This is a genomic window from Vibrio sp. Vb0304 (assembly GCF_033338995.1).
Taxonomy (GTDB): domain Bacteria; phylum Pseudomonadota; class Gammaproteobacteria; order Enterobacterales; family Vibrionaceae; genus Vibrio; species Vibrio alginolyticus.
Window position 1 is genome coordinate 611,956 of the sequence record NZ_JAWOTT010000001.1, and the last position, 26,767, is coordinate 638,722.

The 26,767-nt window shown below is 43.6% G+C and carries 20 protein-coding genes, 1 tRNA gene and 1 pseudogene; 10 read left to right on the plus strand and 12 right to left on the minus strand.

Annotation, left to right across the window (positions count from 1 at the left end):
• The first annotated feature begins 41 nt into the window (after positions 1-41).
• Positions 42-1,499, plus strand: coding sequence for a DUF3360 domain-containing protein (locus R7P35_RS02675; protein WP_085569280.1), 1,458 nt, complete (start codon positions 42-44; stop codon positions 1,497-1,499).
• Between the two features lie 131 nt (positions 1,500-1,630).
• On the opposite strand, the gene trpB is transcribed toward R7P35_RS02675, so the two are convergent.
• The 4 genes and pseudogenes from trpB to R7P35_RS02695 form a co-directional block, all read right to left on the minus strand.
• On the minus strand, positions 1,631-2,854 hold the full coding sequence (trpB, locus tag R7P35_RS02680; RefSeq protein WP_258457153.1) for a tryptophan synthase subunit beta: 1,224 nt from the start codon (positions 2,852-2,854) through the stop codon (positions 1,631-1,633).
• 400 nt (positions 2,855-3,254) lie between these two features.
• Positions 3,255-3,561 (minus strand): annotated as a pseudogene (locus tag R7P35_RS02685) (S1 RNA-binding domain-containing protein); the annotation flags it as partial.
• 359 nt (positions 3,562-3,920) lie between these two features.
• Complete coding sequence (locus tag R7P35_RS02690) at positions 3,921-4,133, minus strand: cold-shock protein (protein WP_005375644.1); 213 nt, start codon at positions 4,131-4,133, stop codon at positions 3,921-3,923.
• Positions 4,134-4,439: 306 nt separating this feature from the next.
• Positions 4,440-4,688: a hypothetical protein gene (locus R7P35_RS02695; protein WP_005375646.1), complete on the minus strand. Its 249-nt coding sequence runs from the start codon at positions 4,686-4,688 to the stop codon at positions 4,440-4,442.
• 287 nt (positions 4,689-4,975) lie between these two features.
• Here R7P35_RS02695 and pcp point away from each other — a divergent pair, with 287 nt between their 5' ends.
• The 4 genes from pcp (at position 4,976) to R7P35_RS02715 (ending at position 8,588) form a co-directional block, all read left to right on the plus strand.
• Positions 4,976-5,614 (plus strand): pyroglutamyl-peptidase I, encoded by a 639-nt coding sequence (gene pcp / locus R7P35_RS02700; protein ID WP_206952773.1) that lies wholly within the window; start codon positions 4,976-4,978, stop codon positions 5,612-5,614.
• 197 nt (positions 5,615-5,811) lie between these two features.
• Positions 5,812-6,075: a hypothetical protein gene (locus R7P35_RS02705; protein ID WP_005375648.1), complete on the plus strand. Its 264-nt coding sequence runs from the start codon at positions 5,812-5,814 to the stop codon at positions 6,073-6,075.
• 63 nt (positions 6,076-6,138) lie between these two features.
• On the plus strand, positions 6,139-7,125 hold the full coding sequence (locus R7P35_RS02710) for a CobW family GTP-binding protein (protein WP_017821090.1): 987 nt from the start codon (positions 6,139-6,141) through the stop codon (positions 7,123-7,125).
• A gap of 170 nt (positions 7,126-7,295) precedes the next feature.
• Positions 7,296-8,588 carry a DEAD/DEAH box helicase gene (locus R7P35_RS02715; RefSeq protein ID WP_025768979.1) on the plus strand — a complete coding sequence of 431 codons (1,293 nt, stop codon included), beginning with the start codon at positions 7,296-7,298 and terminating at the stop codon, positions 8,586-8,588.
• A 64-nt stretch (positions 8,589-8,652) separates the two neighbouring features.
• Here R7P35_RS02715 and R7P35_RS02720 read toward each other — a convergent pair whose 3' ends face one another.
• The 3 genes from R7P35_RS02720 to R7P35_RS02730 all read right to left on the minus strand — a co-directional run bounded on the left by R7P35_RS02720 (position 8,653) and on the right by R7P35_RS02730 (position 13,567).
• Positions 8,653-11,679, minus strand: a complete 3,027-nt coding sequence (locus R7P35_RS02720) for a polymer-forming cytoskeletal protein (RefSeq protein ID WP_318091658.1) — start codon at positions 11,677-11,679, stop codon at positions 8,653-8,655.
• A 307-nt stretch (positions 11,680-11,986) separates the two neighbouring features.
• On the minus strand, positions 11,987-12,826 hold the full coding sequence (locus tag R7P35_RS02725; protein WP_033907142.1) for an arginase: 840 nt from the start codon (positions 12,824-12,826) through the stop codon (positions 11,987-11,989).
• A gap of 6 nt (positions 12,827-12,832) precedes the next feature.
• Positions 12,833-13,567: an IclR family transcriptional regulator gene (locus R7P35_RS02730; protein WP_005386192.1), complete on the minus strand. Its 735-nt coding sequence runs from the start codon at positions 13,565-13,567 to the stop codon at positions 12,833-12,835.
• 348 nt (positions 13,568-13,915) lie between these two features.
• Between R7P35_RS02730 and R7P35_RS02735 the strand changes: the two genes are divergently transcribed.
• Positions 13,916-15,388, plus strand: a complete 1,473-nt coding sequence (locus R7P35_RS02735) for an EAL domain-containing protein (RefSeq protein WP_005375659.1) — start codon at positions 13,916-13,918, stop codon at positions 15,386-15,388.
• Here R7P35_RS02735 and modF read toward each other — a convergent pair.
• Positions 15,376-16,830 (minus strand): molybdate ABC transporter ATP-binding protein ModF, encoded by a 1,455-nt coding sequence (gene modF, locus R7P35_RS02740; RefSeq protein ID WP_053350645.1) that lies wholly within the window; start codon positions 16,828-16,830, stop codon positions 15,376-15,378. The genes R7P35_RS02735 and modF overlap by 13 nt on opposite strands.
• 285 nt (positions 16,831-17,115) lie before the next feature.
• On the opposite strand from modF, the gene R7P35_RS02745 reads away from it, so the two are divergent.
• Positions 17,116-18,666, plus strand: a complete 1,551-nt coding sequence (locus R7P35_RS02745; RefSeq protein ID WP_198556859.1) for a PAS domain-containing methyl-accepting chemotaxis protein — start codon at positions 17,116-17,118, stop codon at positions 18,664-18,666.
• Positions 18,667-18,826: 160 nt separating this feature from the next.
• Here the strand turns inward: R7P35_RS02745 and R7P35_RS02750 are convergent.
• A tRNA-Ser gene (locus R7P35_RS02750) sits at positions 18,827-18,917 on the minus strand.
• Positions 18,918-19,246: 329 nt separating this feature from the next.
• Here R7P35_RS02750 and R7P35_RS02755 point away from each other — a divergent pair.
• On the plus strand, positions 19,247-19,927 hold the full coding sequence (locus R7P35_RS02755) for a MaoC family dehydratase (protein WP_005375670.1): 681 nt from the start codon (positions 19,247-19,249) through the stop codon (positions 19,925-19,927).
• Between the two features lie 63 nt (positions 19,928-19,990).
• On the opposite strand, the gene R7P35_RS02760 is transcribed toward R7P35_RS02755, so the two are convergent.
• Complete coding sequence (locus R7P35_RS02760; protein ID WP_017635752.1) at positions 19,991-20,815, minus strand: phosphate ABC transporter substrate-binding protein; 825 nt, start codon at positions 20,813-20,815, stop codon at positions 19,991-19,993.
• Between the two features lie 266 nt (positions 20,816-21,081).
• On the opposite strand from R7P35_RS02760, the gene R7P35_RS02765 reads away from it, so the two are divergent.
• Complete coding sequence (locus R7P35_RS02765; protein ID WP_017821084.1) at positions 21,082-21,435, plus strand: DUF3024 domain-containing protein; 354 nt, start codon at positions 21,082-21,084, stop codon at positions 21,433-21,435.
• 33 nt (positions 21,436-21,468) lie between these two features.
• Here R7P35_RS02765 and R7P35_RS02770 read toward each other — a convergent pair whose 3' ends face one another.
• Together R7P35_RS02770 and rnb are read right to left on the minus strand one after the other, a co-directional pair.
• The gene (locus R7P35_RS02770; RefSeq protein WP_017635750.1) at positions 21,469-22,278 is read right to left on the minus strand and encodes a helix-turn-helix transcriptional regulator; all 810 of its coding nucleotides are present in this window, start codon (positions 22,276-22,278) and stop codon (positions 21,469-21,471) included.
• A 71-nt stretch (positions 22,279-22,349) separates the two neighbouring features.
• Positions 22,350-24,353: an exoribonuclease II gene (rnb, locus tag R7P35_RS02775; RefSeq protein WP_171344110.1), complete on the minus strand. Its 2,004-nt coding sequence runs from the start codon at positions 24,351-24,353 to the stop codon at positions 22,350-22,352.
• Between the two features lie 413 nt (positions 24,354-24,766).
• Between rnb and R7P35_RS02780 the strand changes: the two genes are divergently transcribed.
• Positions 24,767-26,698 carry a DEAD/DEAH box helicase gene (locus tag R7P35_RS02780; RefSeq protein ID WP_005375680.1) on the plus strand — a complete coding sequence of 644 codons (1,932 nt, stop codon included), beginning with the start codon at positions 24,767-24,769 and terminating at the stop codon, positions 26,696-26,698.
• Positions 26,699-26,767: the final 69 nt, after the last annotated feature.

Below are 26,767 nucleotides of genomic sequence, written 5' to 3' on the forward strand. Positions count from 1 at the left end.
AGTTGACGTAGTTCAACGTTGAAACATAAAAGGATGACTCAATGTCTGACAAAAGTAAGACTTTTTACAGGGATGTGCGCAAAAAACCGCATGAATTTGAAAGCCGAGAAGACTTTCTAAATCATGATTTAACCGTCATGAGTTTCCGTCGCTGGGGAATTCATTTGCCCTCACGTGATTACAGTATTGAAATCGAAGACTGGGTACCTGCATTAGCAGCAACCATTGGTAAAGTGGTTATGGTCACTGCCATGGTTTCCGCTTTTGCTGCTCAGTTTGGTTTATCTCCGGAATTCATTGCAGAAAACGTGCGTTACGAATTACTTATCGCTGGAGCCCTGTTCGTCATCCTGTTTTCTGCCATCCTAAACCCGAATGCAAACTTAGCGGGAACCCATGGCCCAATGATACCGCTGATTCCTATGATCGCAGCTGCAGGAGGGCACCCTCTCGCGCTAGGTTTGATGGTATGTGTTTTTGGTTTAATTCTCGCTTTAACCAAAGGTGGCTCTAAACTCATGACTCTGACTGGTATCGGGGTTCGAGGAGGGTTGTTGATCTACCTTGGTGCTGTTGGGTTGCTCGGGCAAATTAATAAGACGGAAGCGTGGGCTGCAAGTACGGACCAAGGTTACATTTCGTTTGTGGTCATAGGCCTAACCGTTATGGTTTACGCTTACTTAGCCAAGATCAATAAACGTTGGCTCGCTATCCCATTGTGCTCTGCACTCGCGGGTATTGTTGCTTATTTGATGGGCGCTGAGTTTGCCTTTACCACAGAACCGGGCCTGCCTAATTTCAGTCCATTCTACTGGTGGGGTGAAGATACAGGCTGGCAGCTAGGCTGGCCAACCCTAGAGCACTTTATTGCCGTGACTCCATTTGCTCTACTGGCAGTCGCTATGTGGTCCCCTGATTATCTCGGCCATCGTGTGTTTCAAGAACTTAACTACCCAAAAGAAGCGAAAGGTGTACTCATGGATGTCGACGACACGATGGTCGGAGCATCTGTTCGTCAGGGGGTTGGTTCACTCTTAGGGGGCGGAAACCTAGCTTCTTCTTGGGGAACGTACATGATTCCTGCCGCAATTGCCAAGCGTCCTATTCCAGGTGGCGCTCTGTTGACGGGTTTCATGTGTATTGCGGCGGCGGTAATTGGCTACCCAATGGATCTAGCAATGTGGGAACCTGTTCTGCGCGTTGCTTTGATTGTGGGTGTATTCTTACCACTCCTTGAAGCGGGTATGCAGATGATCCATAAGCATAAAGATTCACTCAGTGCAGGTATCTGTATTTTTGCCTGTGCATTCGTTAATCCAGTCTTCGGTTGGGCAATCACTATGCTGCTGGATAATCTCGGGCTTATCGGCGACCATGAGCGTGCTAACGAACTATCGCGCAAAGATAAATATCTGATTCCTGGCACTGCGTTTATCGTTTGTGCAGGCTCCCTTGCTGTTGTTGGTCAGCTTCCAGGCATTCCAGCTCTTATCGGTTAATCGAATTATGCTCTAAAGGTATAGTGAGAGCAGTGAGTAAAGGGACTTGCTTCTTAAAATAGTAGACAAAAACAAAAAGCTACCTAGTACCAGGTAGCTTTTTGCATGTAGGGTTAGGCTACGGAGTTAGGCTATATGAGTGATTCAATGCCGTATTTTGCGCCGTAGTGTTCAACGACAAAATCAATGTCTTTGTCACCACGGCCTGATAAGTTGATCAAAATCGAGCCGGTTTCTCCTTGCTGCGCGAGTTTAATTGCGTAAGCGACAGCGTGTGAGGATTCAATAGCAGGGATTATTCCCTCTTCACGAGACAGCTCAAAGAAGGCATCAATCGCTTCGTCATCACTGATTGAGCCGTAATTGACACGGCCAATGTCTTTTAAGTAACTATGCTGAGGCCCAACCGATGGGTAATCCAAGCCACTTGCTACAGAGTACACTTCCTGAGGTTCGCCTTGCGCATCTTTAAGCATGTAAGACTTAAATCCGTGCATGATACCTGGCTCACCGAGTGTGAGTGTTGCAGCATGCTCGCCAACCTTTTGCAAAGAGCGGCCCGCAGGTTCAACGCCGTGAATGGCGACTTGTTCATCCTCTAAGAAAGCAGTAAATAGCCCCATCGCGTTAGAACCACCTCCAACGCATGCGACGAGATTATTGGGTAACTTGCCGGTCATTTCTTTGAATTGAACTCGTGCTTCGTTACCGATAATTGATTGGAAATCTCTCACCATTTTAGGGAATGGGTGAGGGCCAACGACAGAGCCTATCGCATAAAGTAGTGTATCAGGATCTTTCAGATAAGCTTCGAATGCAGAATCTACCGCTTCTTTGAGGGTTTTGCGCCCATGAGTGGCAGGAATGACATTAGCACCAAGGATTCTCATGCGGACGACATTCGGATGTTCTTTGGCGATATCAACTTCACCCATGTAAATATCGCATTTCAAGCCAACCAATGCCGCGGCTGTAGCAAGCGCAACACCGTGTTGCCCTGCGCCAGTTTCAGCAATCAGTTTCTTCTTACCCATCTTTTTAGCGAGAATGGCTTCCCCTAAGCAGTGGTTAATTTTATGTGCGCCTGTATGGTTTAAGTCTTCGCGCTTTAGGTAGATGTCTGCTCCGTATTTTTTAGACAAGTTTTCCGCATGGAAGATTGGGCTAGGTCGTCCAACAAAGTGCTTATACAGGCGAGCGAGTTCCGCTTTAAATTCAGGATCTTTGCTGCATTCCTCATAAGCTGCGTTGATGTCATGCATGATTTGTTCAAGCTCAGGTGGAACAAAGCTACCACCGTATTCACCAAAGTATCCTTCTTCGTTGGGCATAGTGAGATCAAACGAGTTTTTCATTATTTACATCCTAGTTAACGAAAGTATTGATACTTTTATACCCAAAATTTAGAAGTGGTTGTGTGATCAGTTGCTTAAATCAGAGTTCGCGATCTAGTGCACTAGTTAAAAAGTACAGCTTGTGTAGGGGATAATAGTTGTGATGTAGAATCAGGTGGTTTGAATAGGTGCAAAAAAGCCTCGAGAGATCCTAGGCTGTCATAAGAACCTCTCGAGGCAAACAGAGTGCTGGAAATACACTCTGCGATGGTGTCTGGAAACAAAAATTAGATTCGTTTCCTTTGTCAGATATTAGGGTTTTAGAATGAGTCGATGTCAGCGAAATGTCACAAGTTAATTGCGGTATTAAAAGCTTATTTTTTATTTTTGATTAATGGATTAGAAAGTAACCTAAAACAGGCTAGCCTACCGCGTGTTCCGCATCTTTTAAGTTGAACATGATCTTTCTTTGTTTCGAATCGACGTCTTTAACCAACGCGTGCACTTTGGTCCCTAAAGTAAACGTGGCGCTCTGGCTGGAAATTTTTTGTTTGACTGCATCAAATTCGAACTCACCATTTTGGAAAGTTGATAAAGGAATGAGACCTTCGGTTCGGTTCCTCTAACTCAACAAATACCCCGAAGTGTGTGACTCCACACGCTGTCCCTATGAAGTGTTGTCCGATAAATGGCTTCATGTAATGACATTTCAGTGCAAACTCAATCTCTCAGCTAGGGATTATGTGCTCGTAGTTATTAGAATTTATTGATTGAGCAGATATATTTAATTTCATTTTTTCTCTTATATTCGCCAATCGCTTTTATTTTATAAACTTTATTTTTATGAGCAAAGCATGAGGCGAAGTGATTCAGATATGAATGAGATTAATTTAGTTCCAAACTGGAATTGCAAGGTAGACTGTGTGATTACCTAAAGATGTATACCAAAGTGACTTTATTGAAAGTGATTAATGATGGTGTGGGAGAGGTAAGTGATTTGGCTATATAAACTCAGATAGAGAATAGTAAGGGCAGTAATAAGTGGAAGGGGATTGTGGCACCAACAACATTGATGCCACACAAAGAATTACAGTGCAGTTACTTCAGCTGCTTGTAAACCTTTGTTACCTTGTTCAACAACGAACGATACTTTTTGGCCCTCAGTAAGAGTTTTGAAGCCTTCAGAAACAATAGAACGGAAGTGAACGAATACGTCATCACCGCCATTGTCTTGAGAAATAAAACCAAAACCTTTAGTTTCGTTGAACCATTTTACTGAACCAGTTAATTTATTAGACATAGATACCTCTATATTTGATTGTTTTAAATATTGAATTTTTAGCTAATATCAAGTGCTACTATATGATTTTAGAGATAACTATTTTGTCGCAGGAACGTAAACGAGGAATTCGATGTGGAACTGAGAGAAACTTTGATCTTTAATTACATTAATAGCTCTTTCCGTAAGAGCTGATGTGCAGTATACCGACAAAATTAATAAAGGCTAGCCTTTTCTTTTTTATTTTTTGAGTACACCAAGCGCATTGCTTTCAAAGCATACGCTTGGTGTATAAGACGGCGTGATGTTATAGGTGGCGTCGAGCGCTTAGTGTTTTCTGGTTGGGCCGTTACGAACGATGTCTTTACCATTGTCATATACGTGCTGCGAAACCCAGCGGCCAAGGAGCAATTGGTGCTTTTCTCCTAATACGGCAACAAATGGACGGCCATCGGTATTAGAGGTGGCTAGCGCAACGCCAGTGACACCTTCAAGGCCTAGAGCGCCGCTTTCTACTAAATGCAGAAATGCCTCCAACTCTTCAATCGTTTCGATTACATGGTTATCAATATTCATTGTATTCAATCTCTTCGAATTGCATTGCGGTCGCGTACTCTACCTAAGTTAAGCGTGGAAACCAAGCTTCTACGTGCGTCATGTAATGAGAGAACCTTGCCCTGCCACTAATCATCGATAGTTAGTCTCGATAGTCCGGAACTTGTCTAGATTCAATAAAGTGAAAACCCTCGCTGGTTAGACATGAGTCACATAATGTTGTCTGGTTTATCTCATCAATACTTTTGCTATTGGATGGGGTGAAGGGGAGTGCAATAATTTGTAAAACTCTTTTCCTAAAGGCTGTTATGAAGAAAGTCCTGATTACCGGTTTTGAACCTTTTGGTGGTGACGCCATTAACCCCGCCTTAGAAGCGGTCAAGCAATTAGAGGCTGTGGCCATAAAAGGCGGTGTGATAGTTACTTGCCCAATCCCCGTAGTTCGATATGACTCGGTGAAAGTCGTTATTGAAGCAATAGAAGCGCACCAGCCAGACTGTGTGATTACTGTAGGGCAAGCGGCCGGGCGTAGCGCGATAACCCCAGAGCGTGTCGCAATTAATGTTGATGATTTTCGTATTCCAGATAACGCTGGTCATCAACCGATTGATGAACCCGTGGTGGCTGATGGGCCTGATGCTTACTTCTCGACACTACCGATAAAGCGTGTTGTGCAAGCATTGCAAACGCAGGGTATACCTAGCCAGATTTCCAACAGTGCTGGAACATTTGTATGTAACCATCTCTTTTATGGGATCCAACATTACTTGAAAGACAATCCGATTCGTCACGGGTTTGTTCATATTCCATTATTGCCAGAACAAGCAGCAGATGGCAGTCAGCCTTCTATGTCTTTGGACATGATAGTCGAAGGACTAAAGCTGGTGGCGCAAGTTTGTATTGCCAATGATAGCGATATCCTGGTAAGCGGTGGAACGATTTGCTAGTAAGTGTTTTAAAATCCAGTAAGTGTCTGAAAGATAATAATAAGCTCGTCGTTTGATGTTGTAGTAAATGTTAGCTTTGTCAAATTTCACAAGTAGCGAAAGGAGTAGCATTGAATAGTCAGGTTGGATGTTGTTCAAACTGGCATTCCTCTAGTACAGGAGGTGTTAGGGGCTAACTTTACGAAAGGCGAGTTATTATGAAAAGCAACAAAAGTAAGTCAATCGCACTTATCTCTGTCGTTGTTTTCGCGTTGGCTATTGCTGCGCTTAAATTCGAAAACACGCTCGGAGTTCTTCCCATCGTAGTCGCTATTATCGCGTTTTTTACTTGCGTTATTTATACCAGTAGATACCTGTCTGATATGAAGCGTTCAGAGTTGATAAGTCAACCCAAACAAGCTCGAAAAATGTGTTCCAACGCATCACGTAATGAGCTTGATGCGTGCGATAAAAAGCGTTGAAGCGAGTCACATTCTCCGTATACTTTGCTGGAGCATTAATGCACTAACGTGTCGGAGATAAGCATGTCAAATCGAGTACCAACCAACATACTGACCGGATTTTTGGGTGTCGGTAAAACGACCACGATTTTAAATCTACTGAAGAACAAACCGGAAAAAGAAAACTGGGCGGTTTTGGTCAATGAATTTGGTGAGATTGGCATCGACGGTGCATTGATGACCGACCAAGGCGCGCTGATTAAAGAAGTGCCGGGTGGTTGTATGTGCTGCACTGCGGGTGTGCCGATGTCGGTAGGTATCACCGCATTATTGCGTCAAAAACCGGACCGTTTATTGATTGAGCCGACAGGCCTTGGTCATCCAAAACAGGTTATCGCGACGCTTACCTCACAGCAGTATGAACCTTACGTTGATCTTAAAGCGACGATTGCCTTGGTTGATCCGCGTAACTTAAGTGATGAAAAGTATCTTTCTAACCAAAACTTCGTGGACCAGTTAGACAGTGCAGATGTGGTTATTGGTAGTAAGGTTGACCTATGTTCCAGCCACGACCTTGATGTGTTTAATGACTGGGTGACGGACCAATCCCCTTCAAAAGTATTCAGTAAGCTTATTCATGACGGTGAGTTGCCGATAGAAGTCTTGGATATTGAGCGGGTTTACGGCAGCGCTTCTTCCCATATCGAGTCACATCATCATGACCACGCTCATCAAGAGCCTCAATTCCAATTGGCGCCTGGTGAAGCCTTTGTGCGCAAAGAGAACAAAGGGCAGGGTTATTTTAGTTGTGGGTGGTTGTTTGGGGCAGAGTATAAGTTTGATTTTGAAAAGCTTTTCTCTATGCTTTCGGACTTGACCGCAGAGCGTGTTAAAGCAGTGGTCAATACGGATCAAGGTTGTTACGCGTTTAATGTTGCCAACCGAGTCGTGTCGGTGAATGAAATCAGCTTAGAAGGCTTTGAATCACGATTAGAAGTGATAGATTCTCAGCTGTTGCCATGGGATGAGCTTGAGCGAATTCTCCTTCAGTTATCTGGCATCAAACATTAAATCGCGCAAAGGTTAAACGAAAACGGTGAACCACTAATATATCTGTGCTCACCGTTTTTTCTTTTGTAGGATTTCAATGAGAAAAGTGAGATAAATCACTCAAATTCGGGTATAGTGCACGGCTAAATTTTTAAAGCTATTTTTAGTGGTTTGTTTAAGGAATACGCTCAATGTCATTTTCATCTCAAGGTTTTGCGCCAGAAGTGGTTAAAGCACTGGCAGAATGCGGTTATGAAAAGTTAACGCCAATTCAACAGAAGGCGATTCCAATGGCTCGCAAAGGCCATGATATTTTCGCTACAGCACAAACAGGTACTGGTAAAACGGCTGCGTTTTCTCTGCCTATGATTCAGCAGTTGCTAGACAGTAACCGTAGCGCTTCTCGTAAGACTGCTCGCGCACTTATCTTGGCTCCAACTCGTGAGCTTGCTGAACAAATTGCTGACAACATCAAAGCTTACACGAAGTACACGAACCTGTCGGTGGCTGCGATTTTCGGTGGCCGTAAAATGTCTTCTCAAGTAACGGCATTAGAAAACGGTGTAGATATCCTAGTGGCTACACCTGGTCGATTGGAAGAGCACATTGAACAAGGTAATGTCTCGGTCGCACACTTAGAGTTTTTAGTGTTTGATGAAGCAGACCGTATCTTGGACATGGGCTTTATTCACGCAGTACGTAAGATCATGCTAGATGTGGATACTGATCCGCAAATTATGATGTTTTCTGCAACGACTTCGAGCCAACTAAATCTGTTAGCAAAAGATATCCTGCGTAAGCCTAAGCGTATTGAAGTTGAGCGAGCGAATACGACAGCACAGACAGTTGCTCACGTGTTATATCCAGTTGATCAAGAGCGAAAAACGGAACTGCTTTCGGAGCTGATTGGTCGTAAGAACTGGAAACAAGTGTTGGTATTTGTGAACTACAAAGAGACCGCAAACGACGTTGTAAAAGAGTTGAAACTTGATGGTATCAAAGCGGTGGTTTGTCATGGTGACCGTGCTCAAAGTGCTCGTCGTCGTGCGTTAGAAGAGTTCAAGTCCGGTAAAGCACGTGTCATGGTGGCTACCGATGTCGCTGCTCGAGGTCTAGATATTGAAGATTTACCTCACGTTGTGAACTATGACATGCCTTTCCTAGCGGAAGATTACGTTCACCGAATTGGTCGTACAGGCCGTGCAGGTAAACAAGGTCATGCCGTTTCATTTGTAAATCGAGATGAAGAACTCACGGTTGTTCAGGTTGAAAATCTAATCCAGCAGCGAATTCGCCGTATTGAGCTTGCAGGCTATGAACCAAAACAGCGTGAATCTTACATTGAAAAGCTGCACTCAAAACCAGCATTCAAGAATCGTCAAGGTCGTCGTAATAATCCGAACCAGTCGGCAACAGACCAAGGGTCGGCAGAGCGTCGTCTTGCTATGGTGAAGCGCCTGAAAGCGCGTCGTGGCGCAAAGTAAATTACACAGTCTGTGTGAAAAGAGCCCCTCAATTGAGGGGCTTTTTTTGTTTTGTCGTTTCGCGTTAATTTAGGCCAAGCATATTTGGCTCACCACGATAAATAATGCGATCGTTTCCTCGGTGAATACCAAACGTAACTGTAACAGGTGGATTTTCCTCTTCACTTGTCGTGTTATCCCAATCGTATTTCAGCCAAGAGATGCGATTACCTGAGCCGTCTAAATCCAGATGGAATTGTATTTGCTCGCGTGCTGAGTCAATTTGTCTTGCAACGATATCGGTCATCCTGCCAACATGCATTGTCCCAACTCCAGAAAGCATGGCGTTGTTTGCAGGCGCATTCGACCAAATTGGCGTGCTGAAGTAATATTCACCATTCGCCGTTGTTGAGCTGTCATCGAAGTTAGTCATAAATCGACCGTTTTGCCAAGTTTCTACAGCAAGTGGCACTTTGATCACCATGCCTTGGTTGCCACCTACATCTTGAAAGTTCAAACGACCGAATCGAATGTCTGGTTGTTTTGTGAGTACTTCGCTATCGTCGAAGAAGTTTACCTCATCAACGGCTTTAGTCGTGACTATACCTATTTTGCTGCTGTCACTGTTAGTCCCTTTATTAAATGGGCCATCAGGATATTGCTTATCTGTCGTGTTCTTTTTCCAGCATGGGCTATTGTTACAAGTCGCATTGGTCGAGGGCTTCTCTATAACAAACGTTCCAACACTCGCGCTACCCAGTAGTTTCCAGTCTACCTTCTTAGGCTTAGGCGGCAAAAACCGATCGGAGTATGAGCTTAGCTCGCCTAAATCGAAATGTTGTTGAAGGTTAGACGAAAAGTGGACGTAATTCTTCACGTTTTCCTTATTCGCATTGAGTGCGACAACATCGTAAGTGACTTTCTCAAAAGGTTGATTCATGTAAGCAAAAGTTTGGCCATGTGGGTAGTGCCATTCTTGGTCTTGCACTTGAAAATATTTTGGGTAAAAACGACCAACGTAACGATAGCCTTCGTTCACAGTCATACCTAGATATTTACTTTCTAGGTTTGCTTTTACTCTCAAGCTCCCGACTTCTTCCCAATATAATCCATTAAAGACGAATTGATCATTCTTGGCTGAATTATGCGCCTGAGCCAGTGAGTCACTACTTTTTAGCAATTTTGAGGTTTGGTTCGCTGTCTCTGATGGCGTATGTTGCTCACTCGACAAGACAACCGATGCTGCTGGAGCGTCATCAAGCGTAAAATTACGGGTGATAGAAGCATCACAATAGCGTGCTGATTCAACAGACCCACTTACAGAGCCGTCAGGTTGCCAAATGATTGGTTTCACCGTTAGAGAGAAAAGTTCTCCGGCAGCAAGAAACCCTTCTCCTTGTTCAGAGGTGCCAGAAGGCAAAGCACGTTGGTTGTCACAAATAGCGAGTGTCCATGGTCGCGAGTGCACATTAAATGTCCCTTTCACTTCCACTTTGCCTTCTTCTGGACATTCTTCAAATCCCTCACATTCAAAATGATCGGACAATGTCACTTCAAATATGCCGGACTCGTTCGTGATAAGACCATGTTCAGACAAGCCGTCTTTAAATTCCGCTGAATAGCTAAAGTTTCCTTCACTTCCTCCTAATGGTTGAACCAATGGATGAAAAATCTTAGGCGTACCATTGTAGTTGCTTGCCACTACAGGTTCGCCGGTAGAGGCACAAGCAAGCAATCGCGTATGCACGTTTTCTGGTTTACCTGCAATAACGCGTATTTCATTTAAAGTTGCGCTTTTCGTCTTTGAGTAGGCCTCAAACATAAATGGCGTAAACATAAAGCGAACAGTTTGATGCTTGCTCGTGTCTTTCGCCATAGTGAAAGTTAGTGTGTAGTTGGTATCTAACGAGATCGTATCAATATTATTCGGAACCACTCGAACAACAAGTTCACCATTCTCGTCAGATATAAATTGGTTGGCTCCTAATGTCTGCTGACCTTTAACCACCTCTAAAGTGAACAAGTCAGGGTGTGATAGGACAGCACTGACTTCTGCGCTTACAACTTCTCCATTATTGGTTGTTGTTGCTGTAAATTGCGGAAGATCGTCGCCGCACATCAGTGCCATGTCGTCCGATGGTGTGACGCTGAGGTTTAAGTCGTTCTCCGATGGAGGCTGCATGCTGCAATTCGGAACATCTTGAGGGGTGATTGGACAGATTTGGGAAGAGTAGTGACAATCAGCCTGGTCCAATCCACAGTATTGCGTGTATGTGTTGTCTTGTGCTTTCGTTTGTGCACTTCCTGGCGCTTGTTGGATTTCACCACAAACTTGACTAGGCTGATTTGGAGCGTTGTTGAAGTTCAATGTGTGGAAGTATTTAATTGCTGCGGTGGAACTATAGAATGAGCCACTTAATGTAGCTGACGATCCTACAGATTCAGCTGTACCATAGATCGACATATCTTTTATAATCAGAGATTTGTGCGCAGAAACATCACCGACGACAAAATGGTCTTGTAAAGGATGGTTTGTTTTTAGGTGTAGTGTTTCGCCTTGTGATTCGACCTTACCACAGATGTTTGTATTAAATACATTGGTCGTGCTGTGTGTCGAAATATCACCAATAATGGTGTTGTACGTTCCATCAATGTGAAGTGTCGAACCTGTTAGCTTAATATTCCCGTCTATGAGAATGTTATGAAGCTTTGTTGGGTAAGCCGATAGAAGATCACCATAGATGACAGTGTGTTTGTTTTGGTAATCGTCGAGGTTTGATGCTTTCTCATTGTTAACTGTTAATCCGGTAGCGAGGGCGTGTAGAGAGATACGTTTATTGGGTTCACCAATCGTATTATTCCCCTCTAACACAATGCCATAATCTGCTTTTAACGTTATCTCTTTTTCCGGTAATGAGGAGACAATTTTATCACCAGCGGGTAGGACTAGTTTCCCTGTACAGCGATAAGTCGTGCCATCGCTTTCGATACTAAAACTCTTGTGTGAACAAAGTTGACCTAACTCAGATAGATCTTTTACGTCATAAGTGGTGGCGTGTGAGGTTAGCGGTAAAAAAAGAACCGCAGTGAAAATACTGCAAAGACGCATCATCAAATGTCCTAATGAGTGGAACAAGATGGCATCAAGCGAGCGTGAGCAAATGCTCACTGAAATTGGAATAGCTGCGGTACTTTTTTGTTTTGAAGCCGCTTAGTTATTGAACTTTGGTTAATTTTTATTTCGTATGTCATACCAAAGTTTAGCGGCCTTATTACAACGTAAGTGTCAGGTTAGTTCAAGAGGTAAGTGTGATGTGTGTCGCTTTATATGTGTAACTATTTGTTAGTTAAGGATAATGAGTAAGCATGTTGGTTCAGAATCAGGAAGGACGCGATCCTGATTCTGAATGTTTATAACGCTAGGCAGCGTGAACGATGAGTGGGGCCATCTGATATAACTCTTCTAGTATGGCTTTCGTTTGTCTCGAATACACCAGACAATCTCGATCGCCAACGAGCTGAATTGCTCGCACTTTACCTGCAACCAAACATTGCCTAATCGTGCGTAGAACCATTTGGATATCAATTTCTGACGCGCCATCAAGGCTGTTTTTGGTTTTTAGAGATCCAAGGTCGATGCTAATGATTATTTGGTCGCAGTGGTCTAGGTAATTGCCGATCTGTTGCTTAACGTTATTGCGATGACGAAAAGAAAACTCTTTCTCGGTCACCCAATCACAACCTTGATCTTCCGCGTATTCCCACGTTTCCTGCTTCGTCTCTTGCTCACTGACGCCAGCAAAAAACAATCGTACGTTTTGATAGCGAGAAAGAGCAAAATGGAATGCAGAGCCTAAGCGTGGCTCAAGTGTCGGCTTCAAGTTCATGTTATGCCCGATATTTACGACACCCACTTCGTCTCGATAGGATACGACCACAGGTAACATGGACAAGATTGCCTCGGTACAGTTAGTGACTAAAACAGGAATTGAGTGGCGAGAAAGCGAAAGGCTTAATGCTTCCTGAAACTCGCCATTTTCCAGCTTGTCGTGGTTGAAGTGACCAAAGTTTTCAGCGGTTTCATGATCATGCTGTTGGTATAGCCAATCGCTAGCATTTTCCAAACTTTGATCAGCTAATTCAAACGCGCCCTTAGACATGGGTGGCAAATACTCACACACTGTCATAAAAGAAAAAGGGTAATGCTGCGGCTGTTTCACGGTGTGGTGGAGTTTATAGCGTTTGAAAAAGCTTAACATGATGAATTACCTTTCTGGTGGTAGTGCCCTTGCCGCTTGCAGTACATGTAAAATAATGCGCTGCTTATCCTTTTCGACTCGGTGGGCCGGAGCCATCACCGAGACTGCGCCAATCAGTTTGCTTCCTTTCATTACCGGTGCGCTAATACCTGACACACCAGGGTCAATCTCAGAAGTACTGACGGCATATCCGTGTTTACGGATGGTTGTGAGCTCTTTTTCCCACTCGTCACGTCGGTGATCTTGATTAAAATATCTCAAGATTTTCTCGCATCGACTTTGAGGCATAAAAGCAAGCATCACTTTAGATGAGGCACCGCGCAGCAGAGGTTGACTTTGACCCTGGACGAAGCTGCAACGCAGCGCCTGCATACTTTCTTTCTGTCTGACACAAAGCGCACGATAACCCGCTGGTACCATATAAGCGGCCATTTCCCCGGTTTGTTGTACCAACCTAGCCAGTATGGTTTCGACCATGTCGAGCCCATGTTGCGCGGTCTCATAGCTGTGCATGAGTAATAATGCCGCCGGACCAACGACAAATGTCTTGTCGTGAACGCTTTCTTCGATCAAGTTCCACTCTTTAAGCAGTTTTAAGTGTCGGTAAAGGCTGCTTAAAGGAACGTTCAATTGCTCGCTTAGCGTTTTCGCAGAAACTGGGAACGGACTAACTGCAACTTGCATTAACAACTGCAGTGATTTTTCGTTTACCTGGTTAGCATTAGCTTTGTTTGTCGTCATGAGAGTGTTGTAACGTGTTGTAGGAGTTACGACAAATATAATTCTTAATCACTGAGAAAAGAAAAATAATTTTAATGGGTAATTCTTACATGATGAGAAACAGACAGGTAAAGACTTTCGCAAGTACCGATAGACATAACATGGTGTCGAATTAAAGTCTCAGGTTTGAGGCGCTTGATACTAAATTGGAACAGGAGTGAATAAGACATTGTTTAGTTTGCGGTATTACTCAGCGTTTCGCATACTGAGTTAATCCAAACAAATAATGTTAAAAAACGTGAGTTGCTAGCGGGTATCGGAATCGAGGTACCATCTCAGTAAATCGGTTTTATAAAAGGTTACTTTTATATGCTGAATAAGGCGATTTTTAAAAAAGCCATCATTTTTCTTCTGCCTATTCCCTTGGTTATTGGAGAGGTTTTGTATTTAGCTCGTGAAAGCGTGCAAAACAATCTCAATCATTTATTAGAAAAAAATGTGCAAATTGCAGATGAAATTTTATTCCAAATAGAGACAGAAAACCGCACGGCGTTGCTACACCCTGAACGATGTGAAGAGCTCCAGCAAAGCTTAATGTTTGAACGAGATATTGAAGAAATGCTCATTGTGAAAGAGGGAGTCATTACTTGTTCTTCGAAATTGGGAAGTATCTCTAAACCGTTAGCTGAGCACATCACCTTTCCTAAGGGACAAACGCTAGCGTTTGGTAGTGTTGATAGCTTGTACGATCAGTTCTTGCTTGTGGTAACGGAGGGAGAGCGGGGTTATCAAGCCGTAACGATTATCGATCATGACTACTTTAATGCAACAATAGGGTTTAACAACGATTTACGCCTAAAACGCTCTGCGCTGTTTATCCATGATCAAGTTTCACCTGAAGGAGCATTAAGAGCGGGAAGTAATCCTATCGGTATCAAATCGTCGCAAATGTTTGAGTATGAAGCTTTGAGCGAAGCCAGCGATCTTTTCGTCAAACAGAGAACACTTTCCTATTTTTTGTACTCAATTCCAATTATTTTCGTTATCTACCTTTGCTTGTATGCGTTGAATAAGTTTATTGATCCCCATCGCAATTTGATACTGGATCTTAAAAGAGCGATAAAAAGAGGAGAGTTGACCCTGTATTACCAACCGCAAGTTAACGTTGATACCGGCCAGTTATTCGGGTTTGAAGCGCTAGTGCGATGGGAGCATCAAAGTAAGGGGTTCATTTCTCCGGATGAGTTTGTCCCTGCGGCAGAGCAAAGTGGATTGGTTTTTTTACTTACTGATTTCGTTCTGGATAAAGCGGCAGAGGACTTCAGTAAATTAGGCTTTGATCAGCCTGTCCACCTTGGTATTAACGTGCCGCCTGGTTATTTAGTCGGACCAAACGCGATCAGAAAAATTCAATTGCTCGACAGACAGTTGAGCCGAAACAAAGTCTCATTAGGGGTAGAGATAACGGAGCGTCAGCTCATTGATTCAGAGGCGAGAAAATGCATTGCAGCGCTGCGAGTGCATGGTATTGATGTGCTGATCGATGATTTTGGAACTGGCCAAACCTCGTTAGCATTTCTACAGCACATGCGCATAGATTACTTAAAAATCGATAAGTGCTTTGTCGAAACTATTGGTATTCCTAGCCTTAGTGCTTCTGTCTTAAAAGCGATGGTTCACTTCGCGGAAGAATTACAAGTACAATTGATCGCTGAAGGCGTGGAAACCATAGCGCAAGCTGAACACTTAAAGAAGATGGGAGTGAGATATCATCAGGGATACCTGTACTCCAAACCATTACCTTATGAGCAGCTTGCGCAGCGAAGTCATTATGATTGGTAGACGTTAGCTCTATAACACTGAGCATTTTCATCAAACACAAACTCTAACTCATTTTTGATGCTATCTAAGCGGTCTTCTTGGTAGTGAGACACATACAATAGTTGGCTTAAATTCTCTCTAGCGATGAGCTCAAGTGTGTTCTTAACTAACCGTCTACCCAAAAAATCTAACCCTTGATACGGCTCGTCCAAAATCAATAATGTGGGTTGTTTCACGATGGCTCTTGCAATCAGTAATAGTCGCTGCTGACCGTACTCTAATTGCTTGAATGAGGTTTTTTTGTACTGGCTCATATGTAAGATATCGAGCCACTCGTTTGCAATATTCATCTCTTTGCGAGTTGGCTGGTTATACAACCCAATCGAATCGTAAAATCCTGACAAAATGACTTCTAATGCGCTGCAATTGACTCGATATTGGAGGTGTAGCGCTGAAGACACCATACCGATATGCTGCTTAATTTCCCAGATTGTCTCGCCAGTACCACGCTTTTTACCAAAAATATCAATGTCATTGCTGTAGCATTGCGGATGATCGCCAAAGATCAATCCAAGTAAGGTACTCTTTCCACAACCATTTGGACCTTTGACCTGCCAATGTTGGCCCTTGTCTATGCGCCAGTTCAAGCCAGTAAAAATCTTCTTATCGGTATATTCAACAGCCCCATTCTTTAGTTCAAATATTGGGTTGTTGAATGGTGTCGAGTGCTGATGCTGACGTATCAAGCTCATCATTTCTTCACTCTGTTGTTCTGACTGAGATTTAATTTGTCCAATGATTGGATGATTATCCCAACTGGACTTATCCATTGTACTATCAAGCTTTCCTGCACTGAAAAGCGCGATGCTATTGATCCACTCAGGCATGTCAGATTCGCGAGAGAAGGTTATGAGTAGTTGCACATTTTGAGAAAGCGAGTGTAAATAGCGAGCGAGAGCAGCTCGGTGCGCAATATCTAAGCCAGTAAATGGATTATCGAGTAATACTAAGTCAGGTTGTGTGGCTAAAGCTCGGGCGAGCATTACTCTTCTGGTTTCTCCGGTAGAGAGAACACGGAAGCCACTATCTCTAAGATGACTTAGGTCGAGATCATTAACTAGCTGTTCAGTTAAGTTAGTGTCTTGGCTCTGTTCTAGGATTAATGAATAAACAGTGCTTCCTTGGTCGATACGATCAAGAAAATCCGTATCATCTTTTTCTAATTCTCTTTCCAGTAATCGCTGTTGCTCTGATAACGACACTTGCGCAACGGATAGCCCATTTAGCTCAATTTCCCCACTATTTGGTGACATTTCATCACAAATAAGGTCTCCAAGCAGAGAGCCAATATCTCCATCCGCGCTGAATATCCCCCAAGACTGCTGAGTGTTAATTTTCCAATCGTCAATAAACAAGTGTGTCGTGTTTCTCTTAGCTGCAAGCTGACGAAAGTGAATAGTCATTGTGTTTGTCTTCCTTGTTTTCGTTTTAGTGGATTACTTATAACAATTTACGAACTCAGTACGGAAGCGCTTTTGTGTATTAATTTTGAACAGTGCTCAGTCTTGTGCATATCAACGAAGCCTTGTGTTAGAGGATAAAAATGCGACTAGAGTCATTAAGTAACAAGTAAGCTTGTCAATAATTTTGTTTTATTTTTGAATCAATCTATCATTATGCATGTAAATGTTATGCTGATAAATTCATATTTGCCGTTTGTTAATTAATCAATGTAAGGACACATGTTTATGAGTGAAACGGAATACGATTACCCTTCGAGTTACAGCCTAGTTTCCATTACCGATACCTCCAGTTACATCAAATATGCCAGTGAAAACTTTAATGAAGTAGCGGGGTTTGATGAAGGGGAGCTTATCGGTAAACCCCACAATGTTGTGCGTCATCCTGATATGCCAAAACAGGCTTTTAAAGATTTATGGACTCACCTGAAAACTGGCAAACACTGGATGGGAATGGTCAAAAATCGACGTAAAAACGGCGGCTATTATTGGGTTGACGCGTTTGCTTCTCCTATAAAATCTAATGGTGAAGTTGTGGAATACCAATCAGTGAGATTTAAACCTGAGCGTATACACATCCAGCGAGCGGAAAAAGCGTATTCGAAGCTTCGAAATAATCGTAAGCCGTGGAAAATGTATCTTCCTCGTACACGTTTGTGGATGAGATCGGCCTTCTTCCTTTTAATTTCAAACCTTCTTGGCTTACTCATTCTACAAATGAATCAATCACCAGTGATAGCGTTTGGCGTTGTTGCGTTACTTTCCGTTTTCTCTATTTATGTATTAACCAGACCAGTTGAGAAGCTCGCTAAACAGGCTAGGCAAGACTTCAACAATCCACTCATGGAATATATTTATTGCGGAAGAATCAACGATCTGGCTGAGATTGAGCTGGGTATGAAGATGCGTAAGCAATTTGCCAATGCGCTACTGGGGCGCGTTGGCGTGTCTGTAAAAGACTCTTGCGAAGAAACGCGCGCAAGTGCTAACAGTGCTGCGACAAATAGCCAGCAAGTGACGGAGAACTTAAGCGCACAGAAAGTGGAGATTGACTCGGTCGCAACAGCGGTCAACGAGATGCAAGCCTCTTCATCTGAGATATCAAATAATGCTCAAGCGACCGCCGAGGCTACGTTAGAAGCGCAAAATACGATGATAGACAGCCGTAGCGTTATCGATAATGTTAACCAATCGGTTTTAGAGTTGGTTGATGAGCTCGGCGAAATATCTAAAGTGGTCATACGTTTGAACCAACAAACCGAGCAAATTGGAACCGTTGTTGAAGTCATCAACGGTATTGCCGAACAAACTAATTTATTAGCGTTGAACGCTGCAATTGAAGCCGCGAGGGCAGGCGAACAAGGCAGAGGGTTTGCCGTTGTAGCAGATGAAGTGAGAACCTTAGCTAAAAGAACTCAGGAATCGACAACAGAGATTAAATCGGCCATTGAAGGGATTCAAAATGGGAGCAAATCAGCGGTTTCTGCGTTAGAGAAAGGTAACGAAATGTCGACCGGAACGGTAACATTGTTAGGTACTGCTTTGGATAGCATTCAACAACTGGAATCCCTTGTTCAAGACGTTGTCGAACGAAACCAACAAATTGCGGTCGCGATAGAAGAGCAGGTTTATGTAACGGATGAAATAAATGAAAACATCCAGTCGCTTAATTTAAAGTACAGTGAATCGTATGAACTGATGACTGAAACGAATCATATGAACACCAAAGTGCAAAATTGCACCAATGACCTGTCTGAAATGATTAAGAAGTTTGCTTAAACTTTAGAAAATCGAAGTTAAAAGCCCGCTAAACATTAGCGGGCTTTTAACTGGAATATAGTGAAGTGCCGGATTCGTTTACGAGCGAGGATTTCTAAATCTCGTTTTTTAAGAGCTAAAACGACGAAAGCTCGCAATAAATGCGAGCTCTCTAAATAAGTGGCGGAGAGATAGGGATTTGAACCCTAGATACGCTATTAACGTATGCCGGTTTTCAAGACCGGTGCTTTCAACCACTCAGCCATCTCTCCGTTTTGGGCGGTATAATAAGGAGCATAGTCCGACTTGTAAAGTGCTGAATTATAATAGAAGTACTGTTTGCTTGTTTTATGATCACTGATGTGATGTTGGACAGTTTGAAAACGGAGTGAAAAAGGGACAAAAAGTACCAATTTATAGAGTTTTTACTTTATATTGGCGCACGTCAATAAAATGGTGTTTTATTGTTATCTTGCTGATATATAAGACATAACATGCTTTTAGGGTACATGTGTTCGCCCGAAAGTATTTGCAAGACTTTGTGAACTAATTCAAAATTAACTGGTATAGCCAGTTGTGCTTAGAATTCTTAAGGGTGTTTATGAAGGTCACAAATCTATTTAAAGACAAAGTTGATGCGATTTCTGCTCATCAATCCGAGTTTATGAATTGGATGTCTCCAACGTTACGCGATTATTGGAGTGACTTTTTGGGGAAAGCTCAAAATAGCTTTCTTTTCTCAAAAGTTCGTGATCACCAGCAGCCAGCCGTCAACGAAGAAGTTGCACCTCAACCTGCACCGATCGTAATGGCACCTGAGGCTCAAAAGCTTTATGACGAGTTAAGTGAAAAAATTGGCGAAGTTATTCACACTGGTGATTGGGTTCATGTGTCTCAAGAACGTATTAACCAATTTGGTGCGGTAACGGAAGACATGCAATGGATTCATACCGATCCAGAGCGTGCTTCAACTGAATCTCCATTTAAGACAACTATCGCTCATGGCTTTTTAACATTAGCATTGCTGCCTAAACTGACGGATTCAGTCGATCCAGACAAGCCAATGTTCCCAACAGCTAAAATGGTAGTTAACTTGGGTTTAAACCAAGTCCGTTTCCCTTACCCTGTCAAAGCAGGCAATAATGTTCGTGCAGTCAGCACGTTAACAAAAGTAACGCCAATCAAAAAAGGTTTGGAGATTGAGCGCGAAATTAAAGTGGAAATTGAAGGTATTCGTCGACCTGGTGCGGTTGTGGTCTCTGTAATTCAACTGCATTTCTAATTCCGAAACCGGATAGAACACGACATAGTAAAAGAGAGCATCAGGGTGCTCTCTTTTTCATTTTTACTGATTAAAGTTTTTTACTGGCGTATAACCGTAATCTGCAATCGCTTTTTGTCCCTGCTCTGAACGAAGGAAAGCGATAAAACCTTTACCTGCATCGCTAATCTTATCTACTTTGTATAGCACTAGGAATGGTCGCGCCAACTTGTACTTATGATTGCTAATGTTTGTCGAGGTTGGGTCAATACCATCTAACTGAATCGCCTTGATCGAGCGATCTACTGACCCTACAGAGATAAAACCAATGGCGCGAGTGTTATGGTTAACAATGGTTTTTACCATGCTGTTGCTGTTTACAACCAAGTTGTTTGGGCTGATATCCGAGACAAGGCGATCATTAACGATTTTGGTCAGTCCCAGCAAGCTTTCGAAGCTGTAACGTGAACCTGAAGACGCTTCTCTAGTAACCACCGCGATAGGCTGATCTGCGCCCCCGACCTCTTTCCAATTCTTAATCTTACCTTTGTAAATATCAAACAGCTGTTGCTGAGAAAGGTTTTCTACAGAGTTGGTACGGTTTACAACAACAGCGAGGCCATCATAAGCGATAGGGTATACATTGAGATCTTCACCTTTTTCGCTTTCAGTCAGATAGCGAGAGCTCATGCCTATTTCGGCTACTCCTTTATTGACCATGGTGATACCAGCACTCGAACCAATGCCCTGAACAGCAACGTAATCGTCTGGGTGTGTTTTGTTGTATTCCTCAGCAAGTACATCCATCACACGAGCAACCGACGTTGAACCCGAGATGTTGATTTCTTTTGCAATGGTAGGGAGGGAGACTGCTATGGCCAATAACGTCGCCACAGTAAAACGTAACATATTAAACTCCATATACGGGATAAAGCAGAGTTTATGATATTGCGTTCAGGTTACACTTTTGTGAACTGTTAGCGCTAAACAGGGGAATTGTTTCTAGTCAAGAGGTGATGGAGCTAGCGTTTCCAAGTGGACTGAGATGATAATCTGGGCAAATGATAATATAGCTATCTTATACTTGAGTTAGGTAGATAACTACCATCGGTGATGATGTAAAGGTTATATACTAGGATCGACAGCTCTAACTATCATCCATCGGGAGAACGTTGATGTCAGTGTCCCAAATGGCGACAAGTCGTTTATACAAATCAGTTCAATCGCTCTGCTCTGCGCGTAATGCTAACTTGCCTGTCGAACAGGGCAAGTGCCTCTATGAGCTAGTAGAAAATGGCGTTGAGCTTCATCGGGCGCATTTTCTCCTCGACTCCCAGCATAGCGAGTATACTTCTCCCGTCGCGAAGATCATGTTTGATGAGGAAAACCAACTTTGGTATTTCTATGTTCCCACATATCACAACGAGCTGTTAAGGTGGGTGCCTTATAAGCCACTTCCATTTAGCCGAATGCTTGAGGACTTACTCAACGAGTTGGAGCGCGATCCTCAAGCGTGTTTTTGGGAATAGGGCGAGCCCAACGGATGCGAATGCCGACATGATTTATACTTTAGGCCTAACAACTTGGTTTCTAAAGTCTTTGGGGGTCATGTTGTAAACGGATTTAAATGCTGTACTGAAATGCGCTGCACTTTTAAAGCCAGACTCAAACGCTATTTCTGTTATTGATTTTTCTGACTTGCGCAGTTGGGTTGCTGCGAAGTTTATCCGTTTCACCTTTAATATCTGAGAAAACGAAAGATCATCTGCGGCGAGGCGACGTTTTAAGGTTGCGATGGACATGCTCATATGAGCCGCTAAGCCTTCTAGCGTGATGTCTTTTTCAATATTACCCTCAATGTACTTAATGGCTTTTTGAGAGTCGCTCAGGCTACTTGCATCATCTATGATAGATAGGATGTTTGGCTCTACCTCAACCATCAACGACAGCAATGCCATTGCGATATGGCTTTGTGTGTAGTCTGGAGCATTGCGACTCGCTAACTTAACCAACATGTCCTTCAATTGTGCTACTTCGCTACTGGATTGCGTTGAAAAAGGATAGAAGCGCCTTTCTTCCGTTTTGGAACGTAGCATCGGGTGCGCTTTCTTAAAGTCACAGAATATATTTGGATTGAAGACTAAAGCCAGTGCTTTAAAGCCTCCGTCACTAGAGACGGCTTCTGCACTGCTCAGATCTGCGGAGTTATAGAGTGTGAAATCTCCGGCTTTAAGTTCAAATTGCTCGCCATTAGGTTGATGAACTAATAGGGCACCTTCTTCAACAATATATAACCCATTATGTGTTGCAGTGTAACGCTCACTTTTGCGCGCAGTGAAGTGATTAAAGCGAATGATCTCAATGTTCGGCATACTCTTTCTTATCGTTTTACATAACAAATAAAAAAGGCGCTCAATAGAGCGCCTTTTAACTTCATTCGGTATTACTCACTTACAGTCTGTTCTGTTTGTGCTGCTGGTTGTTCAGCGAATACCTGGGTTGGCTTTGCAACTAAACTGCGGTTTTCTTGGTTTACGTCCGTAAGGACAATTTCCAATGTATCCCCAAGTTTGTATACGATCTCTTTATCGATAGAGATGGTACCGTTGTCGCCATTGCACTCAATTCTTTCTTTATTATCAAGAATTAGTGCACCAGGAATAAAGGCTGCTGCGCCATTTTCGAGAAGTCGGACACGTGCGCCTGCACGATTAATATCGAAAATCTCACCTGTGAAACAAGTTTTCTTACTCGGCTCATCAGCAAGCGTGCGTGCATATAGCCAATCTGAGACATTTCGCTCAGCGATTTTATGATGTTTACGATGTAGAGCTAGCTCTTCGCCTACTTGGTCATCTGGTTTTTGTACGGGTTCTTTACCAAGGATGACGGCCTTCAACATACGGTGGTTGATCATATCACCGTATTTACGAATTGGTGATGTCCAAGTTGCATAGATGTCTAAACCCATTGCGTAATGAGGCAGAGGCTGATTACCCACCTCACTGTATGCTTGGAACTTACGAATGCGGTTATCTAGATAAGACGTTTCTTGAGCTGCCAACCAGCGGCGCAACGCAGCAAAGCCTTCTAGCGTAGCAATAGACTCCGCTGTGAACTCCAACTGGCCTTCTGGATTGACAAGTTGAACCACTTCTTCAATCTTCTCGTTCTTGATACCTGCATGCGTATTGAAGACACCTGTTTCAAATTTATCGCGTAATGTACGACCTGCACAGATGTTTGCGGTAATCATGGATTCTTCAACAAGACGGTTTGCACTGCGGCGCATGTCTGCGTGGATAGCGATTACATCGTTATCTTCACTGAGCTCAAAACGGTAGTCAGGACGATCAGGGAAGACCACTGCGTTTTTCTCACGCCATTCAGCGCGAGCAAGAGAGAACTCATAAAGATCACGAACGATGGTCGCGATCTCTTCAGATGGCGTCCATGCTTCAGAGCTGCCGTTTTCTAACCAATCAGACACGTGATCGTATGCTAGGCGTGCATGTGATTTGATGTTTGCCGCGAAGAATTTAATATCGTCGCCAATCACACCATCTTTACTTACCGTTACGGTACAGCAAATAGCAGGGCGGGTTTCACCTTCAATCAGAGAACATAGGTTGTCCGCTAAATCGCGAGGTAGCATCGGGATGTTGCGTCCTGGAAGATAGATAGTATAGCCACGCTCACGCGCTACTTTATCCATTTCATCTTCAGGTGTGATGTAAGCGGTTGGGTCCGCAATAGCGATGGTGAGTTCGAAATCGCCAGATACGGTTTTCTTCGCGTACAGCGCATCGTCCATATCTTTAGTCGATTCACCGTCGATAGTGACGAATGGAACATGAGTCATGTCTACGCGTTCTAGCTCCGCGTCGTCTTTCAGTTCCCAGTTATCGATGCCTGCTGGCTCAGAGTTTGGTAGATCGTTTTGAGCAAGCGTTACCCACCAAGGCGCAATTTTATCATTCGCGTCAGTGATTTTTTCAGAAATTTCTACGAAGAAAGAGTTATCGCCTTTTAGAGGGTGGCGAATAAGATGTGCGACAACCCAATCACCTTCGGCGAACTCGTCAGGTTTTAGACCTTTCTTTAGTTTCGCTTTAAGAGATAGCTTTTTAAGCTGTGGGTGATCAGGTGCTACGTTGAGCTTGCCTTTGAACATTTTTACTCGACCAATAAAGCGAGTCACTGCTTGTTCTAGCAGCTCTTGTGGCTCTGCAACTTCGCGTTCATTTTCGGTGCGGATAATGGCGATGACTTTGTCACCGTGCATGCACTTTTTCATGTACGCAGGCGGGATGAAGAAGCTCGTCTTACTGTCCACTTCCAAAAAGCCAAAGCCTTTATCTGTGGCTTTTATTGAGCCTTCTTTTTTAGGCAGGTTTTCTTGGATTTGCTGCTTAAGCTGAGCGAGTAGTGGGTTATCTTGAAACATCTTTTCTTAAATTACCTATGGAGTTGGGCACACTATAATCATTGCGAGCTATTATTACTACCTGTGGAGCGTAATTTCGCCGTGAATTTTGCCAATTTAACCACGAGAAATTGGCTTAAATATTGATGAAATTCTCATCTGTGAGTTACGCGAATCTACGGGGAATGGTAGGGTTGGTGGAAAAATATGCTAAAAATACCATTGTTGAGAATAAATTGTGATGTAATTCAATTTTTTCTGGATTTTTTTATGCTTTTAAGGAATAATCCGCCTCCCTTAGTCGTCCCTAATGGCTTATCGCGGTTGTGTACTGTGCTGTGTTCCCGTCTGAATGGAATCAGTATCTGGATGGATCAGTATCGAATTGGAAGAGCATATGGGACTGTTTTTTTGTTTAATTAAGTAGGATCCCAATGCAAGATTCTGTTATTCAATTCAGTGATTTATCTCTGAATGATTCTATCCTTTCTGCTCTAGACGGAATGGGTTTCGTGTCACCAACTCCAATTCAGGCTGCGGCAATCCCACACCTATTGGAAGGTGCTGACGCGCTGGGTAAAGCTCAAACAGGTACAGGTAAAACAGCAGCGTTCTCTCTGCCTCTTCTCAACAAACTCGATCTAAACCAACGCAAACCGCAAGCGATTGTACTTGCTCCGACTCGTGAGCTGGCAATTCAGGTTGCAGCGGAAATGAAAAACCTTGGTAAAAACATCAAAGGTTTGAAAGTTCTAGAGATTTACGGTGGCGCATCTATTGTCGACCAAATGCGTGCTCTTAAAAGTGGCGCTCATGTAGTTGTCGGTACTCCAGGCCGTGTTCAAGATCTTATCAATCGCGAACGTCTACACCTAGACGAAGTTAGTACTTTCGTTCTTGATGAAGCAGACGAAATGCTAAACATGGGTTTCGTAGATGACGTAACTGCGATCATGGAGCACGCTCCAGAGTCAGCACAACGCGTTCTGTTTTCTGCAACTATGCCTCCAATGCTGAAGAAGATCGTTGAACGTTTCCTTCGTGACCCTGTAACGGTTGACGTTGCTGGTAAAAACCACACTGTAGACAAAGTTCAACAACAGTTCTGGGTAGTGAAAGGTGTAGAGAAAGATGAAGCAATGTCTCGTCTTCTTGAAACTGAAGAAACTGACGCGTCAATCGTATTCGTACGTACTCGTCAAGATACTGAGCGTCTGGCTGACTGGCTATCTGCACGTGGCTTCAAAGCAGCTGCACTGCACGGTGACATTCCTCAGTCTCTACGTGAACGTACTGTTGATCACATCAAACAAGGTGTTATTGACATCCTAGTTGCAACTGATGTTGTAGCTCGTGGTCTTGACGTTCCACGTATTACGCACGTATTTAACTACGACATCCCATTTGATGTTGAGTCATACATCCACCGTATCGGTCGTACTGGCCGTGCTGGACGTAAAGGTAAAGCGATCCTTCTAGTTCGCACTAACCAAATTCGTATGCTTCGCACTATCGAGCGTGTAACTAAGTCATCTATGGAAGAAATCCAACTTCCTCTACGTGACCAAGTTGCTGAAGCTCGTCTAGCTAAGCTAGGCGCTGAGCTTGAAGCAGAGAAAGAGCACAAAGCACTAGACAAATTTGCTGAGTTGGTAGAGAAACTACAAACTTCTCTAGACATCGACCCTGCAACACTTGCTGCTATGCTTCTTAAGCGTCAGCAAGGCAAACGTCCTCTGTTCTATATTGGCGAAGACCCAATGGTTGAAGCAATTGAGCGTGACAAGCAACGTCGTAAAGAGCGCCGTGAAGGTGGTCGCGACGGCGGTCGTAACTTCAACAACCAAGACTGGGATACTTACCAGCTTCAAGTTGGTCGTGAGCAAGGCGTTCAAGTTAAAGACATCGTTGGCGCTCTAGCAAACGAACTAGGTCTAGGTAAAGGTTCTATCGGTGCGATCAAACTAGCTCAAGGTCACACATTCGTACAGCTACCTAAAGCAATGACTTCAGACGCGGCGAACAAGCTAAGCAAACTACGTATCCGTCAACAAGATGTTGGTGCTGTAGTATGTGACTTCGATGATTTCCGCGAGTCTCGTGGTGGTCGCCGTGACGGTGGTCGTCGCGATGGTGGTCGTCGTGATGGCGGTGGTTACCGTGGCAACCGCGAAGGCGGCAATCGTGGTGGTGATCGTCGTGAAGGCGGTCGTCGCGAAGGTGGTTTCCGTGGTAACCGTGACGGCAACCGCGATGGTAATCGTGAAGGTGGCGAACGTCGTTTCGATCGCAACCGTGGTGGTGATCACCGTGGTGCACATCGTGGTGAACGTGGTCACGGTCGTGGCCGTCGTACAGACGCATAATCACGAGTGATTAAAGCGACGGTTTAAGTTGCTACAAAAAGAATTGAAAGCCGAGCAAAGCGCTCGGCT

Coding starts and splice junctions, on each gene's coding strand:
- R7P35_RS02675 (WP_085569280.1), top strand. CDS start 42: ATGTCTGACAAAAGTAAGACTTTTTACAGGGATGTGCGCAAAAAACCG.
- trpB (WP_258457153.1), bottom strand. CDS start 2,854: ATGAAAAACTCGTTTGATCTCACTATGCCCAACGAAGAAGGATACTTT.
- R7P35_RS02690 (WP_005375644.1), bottom strand. CDS start 4,133: ATGTCTAATAAATTAACTGGTTCAGTAAAATGGTTCAACGAAACTAAA.
- R7P35_RS02695 (WP_005375646.1), bottom strand. CDS start 4,688: ATGAATATTGATAACCATGTAATCGAAACGATTGAAGAGTTGGAGGCA.
- pcp (WP_206952773.1), top strand. CDS start 4,976: ATGAAGAAAGTCCTGATTACCGGTTTTGAACCTTTTGGTGGTGACGCC.
- R7P35_RS02705 (WP_005375648.1), top strand. CDS start 5,812: ATGAAAAGCAACAAAAGTAAGTCAATCGCACTTATCTCTGTCGTTGTT.
- R7P35_RS02710 (WP_017821090.1), top strand. CDS start 6,139: ATGTCAAATCGAGTACCAACCAACATACTGACCGGATTTTTGGGTGTC.
- R7P35_RS02715 (WP_025768979.1), top strand. CDS start 7,296: ATGTCATTTTCATCTCAAGGTTTTGCGCCAGAAGTGGTTAAAGCACTG.
- R7P35_RS02720 (WP_318091658.1), bottom strand. CDS start 11,679: ATGATGCGTCTTTGCAGTATTTTCACTGCGGTTCTTTTTTTACCGCTA.
- R7P35_RS02725 (WP_033907142.1), bottom strand. CDS start 12,826: ATGTTAAGCTTTTTCAAACGCTATAAACTCCACCACACCGTGAAACAG.
- R7P35_RS02730 (WP_005386192.1), bottom strand. CDS start 13,567: ATGACGACAAACAAAGCTAATGCTAACCAGGTAAACGAAAAATCACTG.
- R7P35_RS02735 (WP_005375659.1), top strand. CDS start 13,916: ATGCTGAATAAGGCGATTTTTAAAAAAGCCATCATTTTTCTTCTGCCT.
- modF (WP_053350645.1), bottom strand. CDS start 16,830: ATGACTATTCACTTTCGTCAGCTTGCAGCTAAGAGAAACACGACACAC.
- R7P35_RS02745 (WP_198556859.1), top strand. CDS start 17,116: ATGAGTGAAACGGAATACGATTACCCTTCGAGTTACAGCCTAGTTTCC.
- R7P35_RS02755 (WP_005375670.1), top strand. CDS start 19,247: ATGAAGGTCACAAATCTATTTAAAGACAAAGTTGATGCGATTTCTGCT.
- R7P35_RS02760 (WP_017635752.1), bottom strand. CDS start 20,815: ATGTTACGTTTTACTGTGGCGACGTTATTGGCCATAGCAGTCTCCCTC.
- R7P35_RS02765 (WP_017821084.1), top strand. CDS start 21,082: ATGTCAGTGTCCCAAATGGCGACAAGTCGTTTATACAAATCAGTTCAA.
- R7P35_RS02770 (WP_017635750.1), bottom strand. CDS start 22,278: ATGCCGAACATTGAGATCATTCGCTTTAATCACTTCACTGCGCGCAAA.
- rnb (WP_171344110.1), bottom strand. CDS start 24,353: ATGTTTCAAGATAACCCACTACTCGCTCAGCTTAAGCAGCAAATCCAA.
- R7P35_RS02780 (WP_005375680.1), top strand. CDS start 24,767: ATGCAAGATTCTGTTATTCAATTCAGTGATTTATCTCTGAATGATTCT.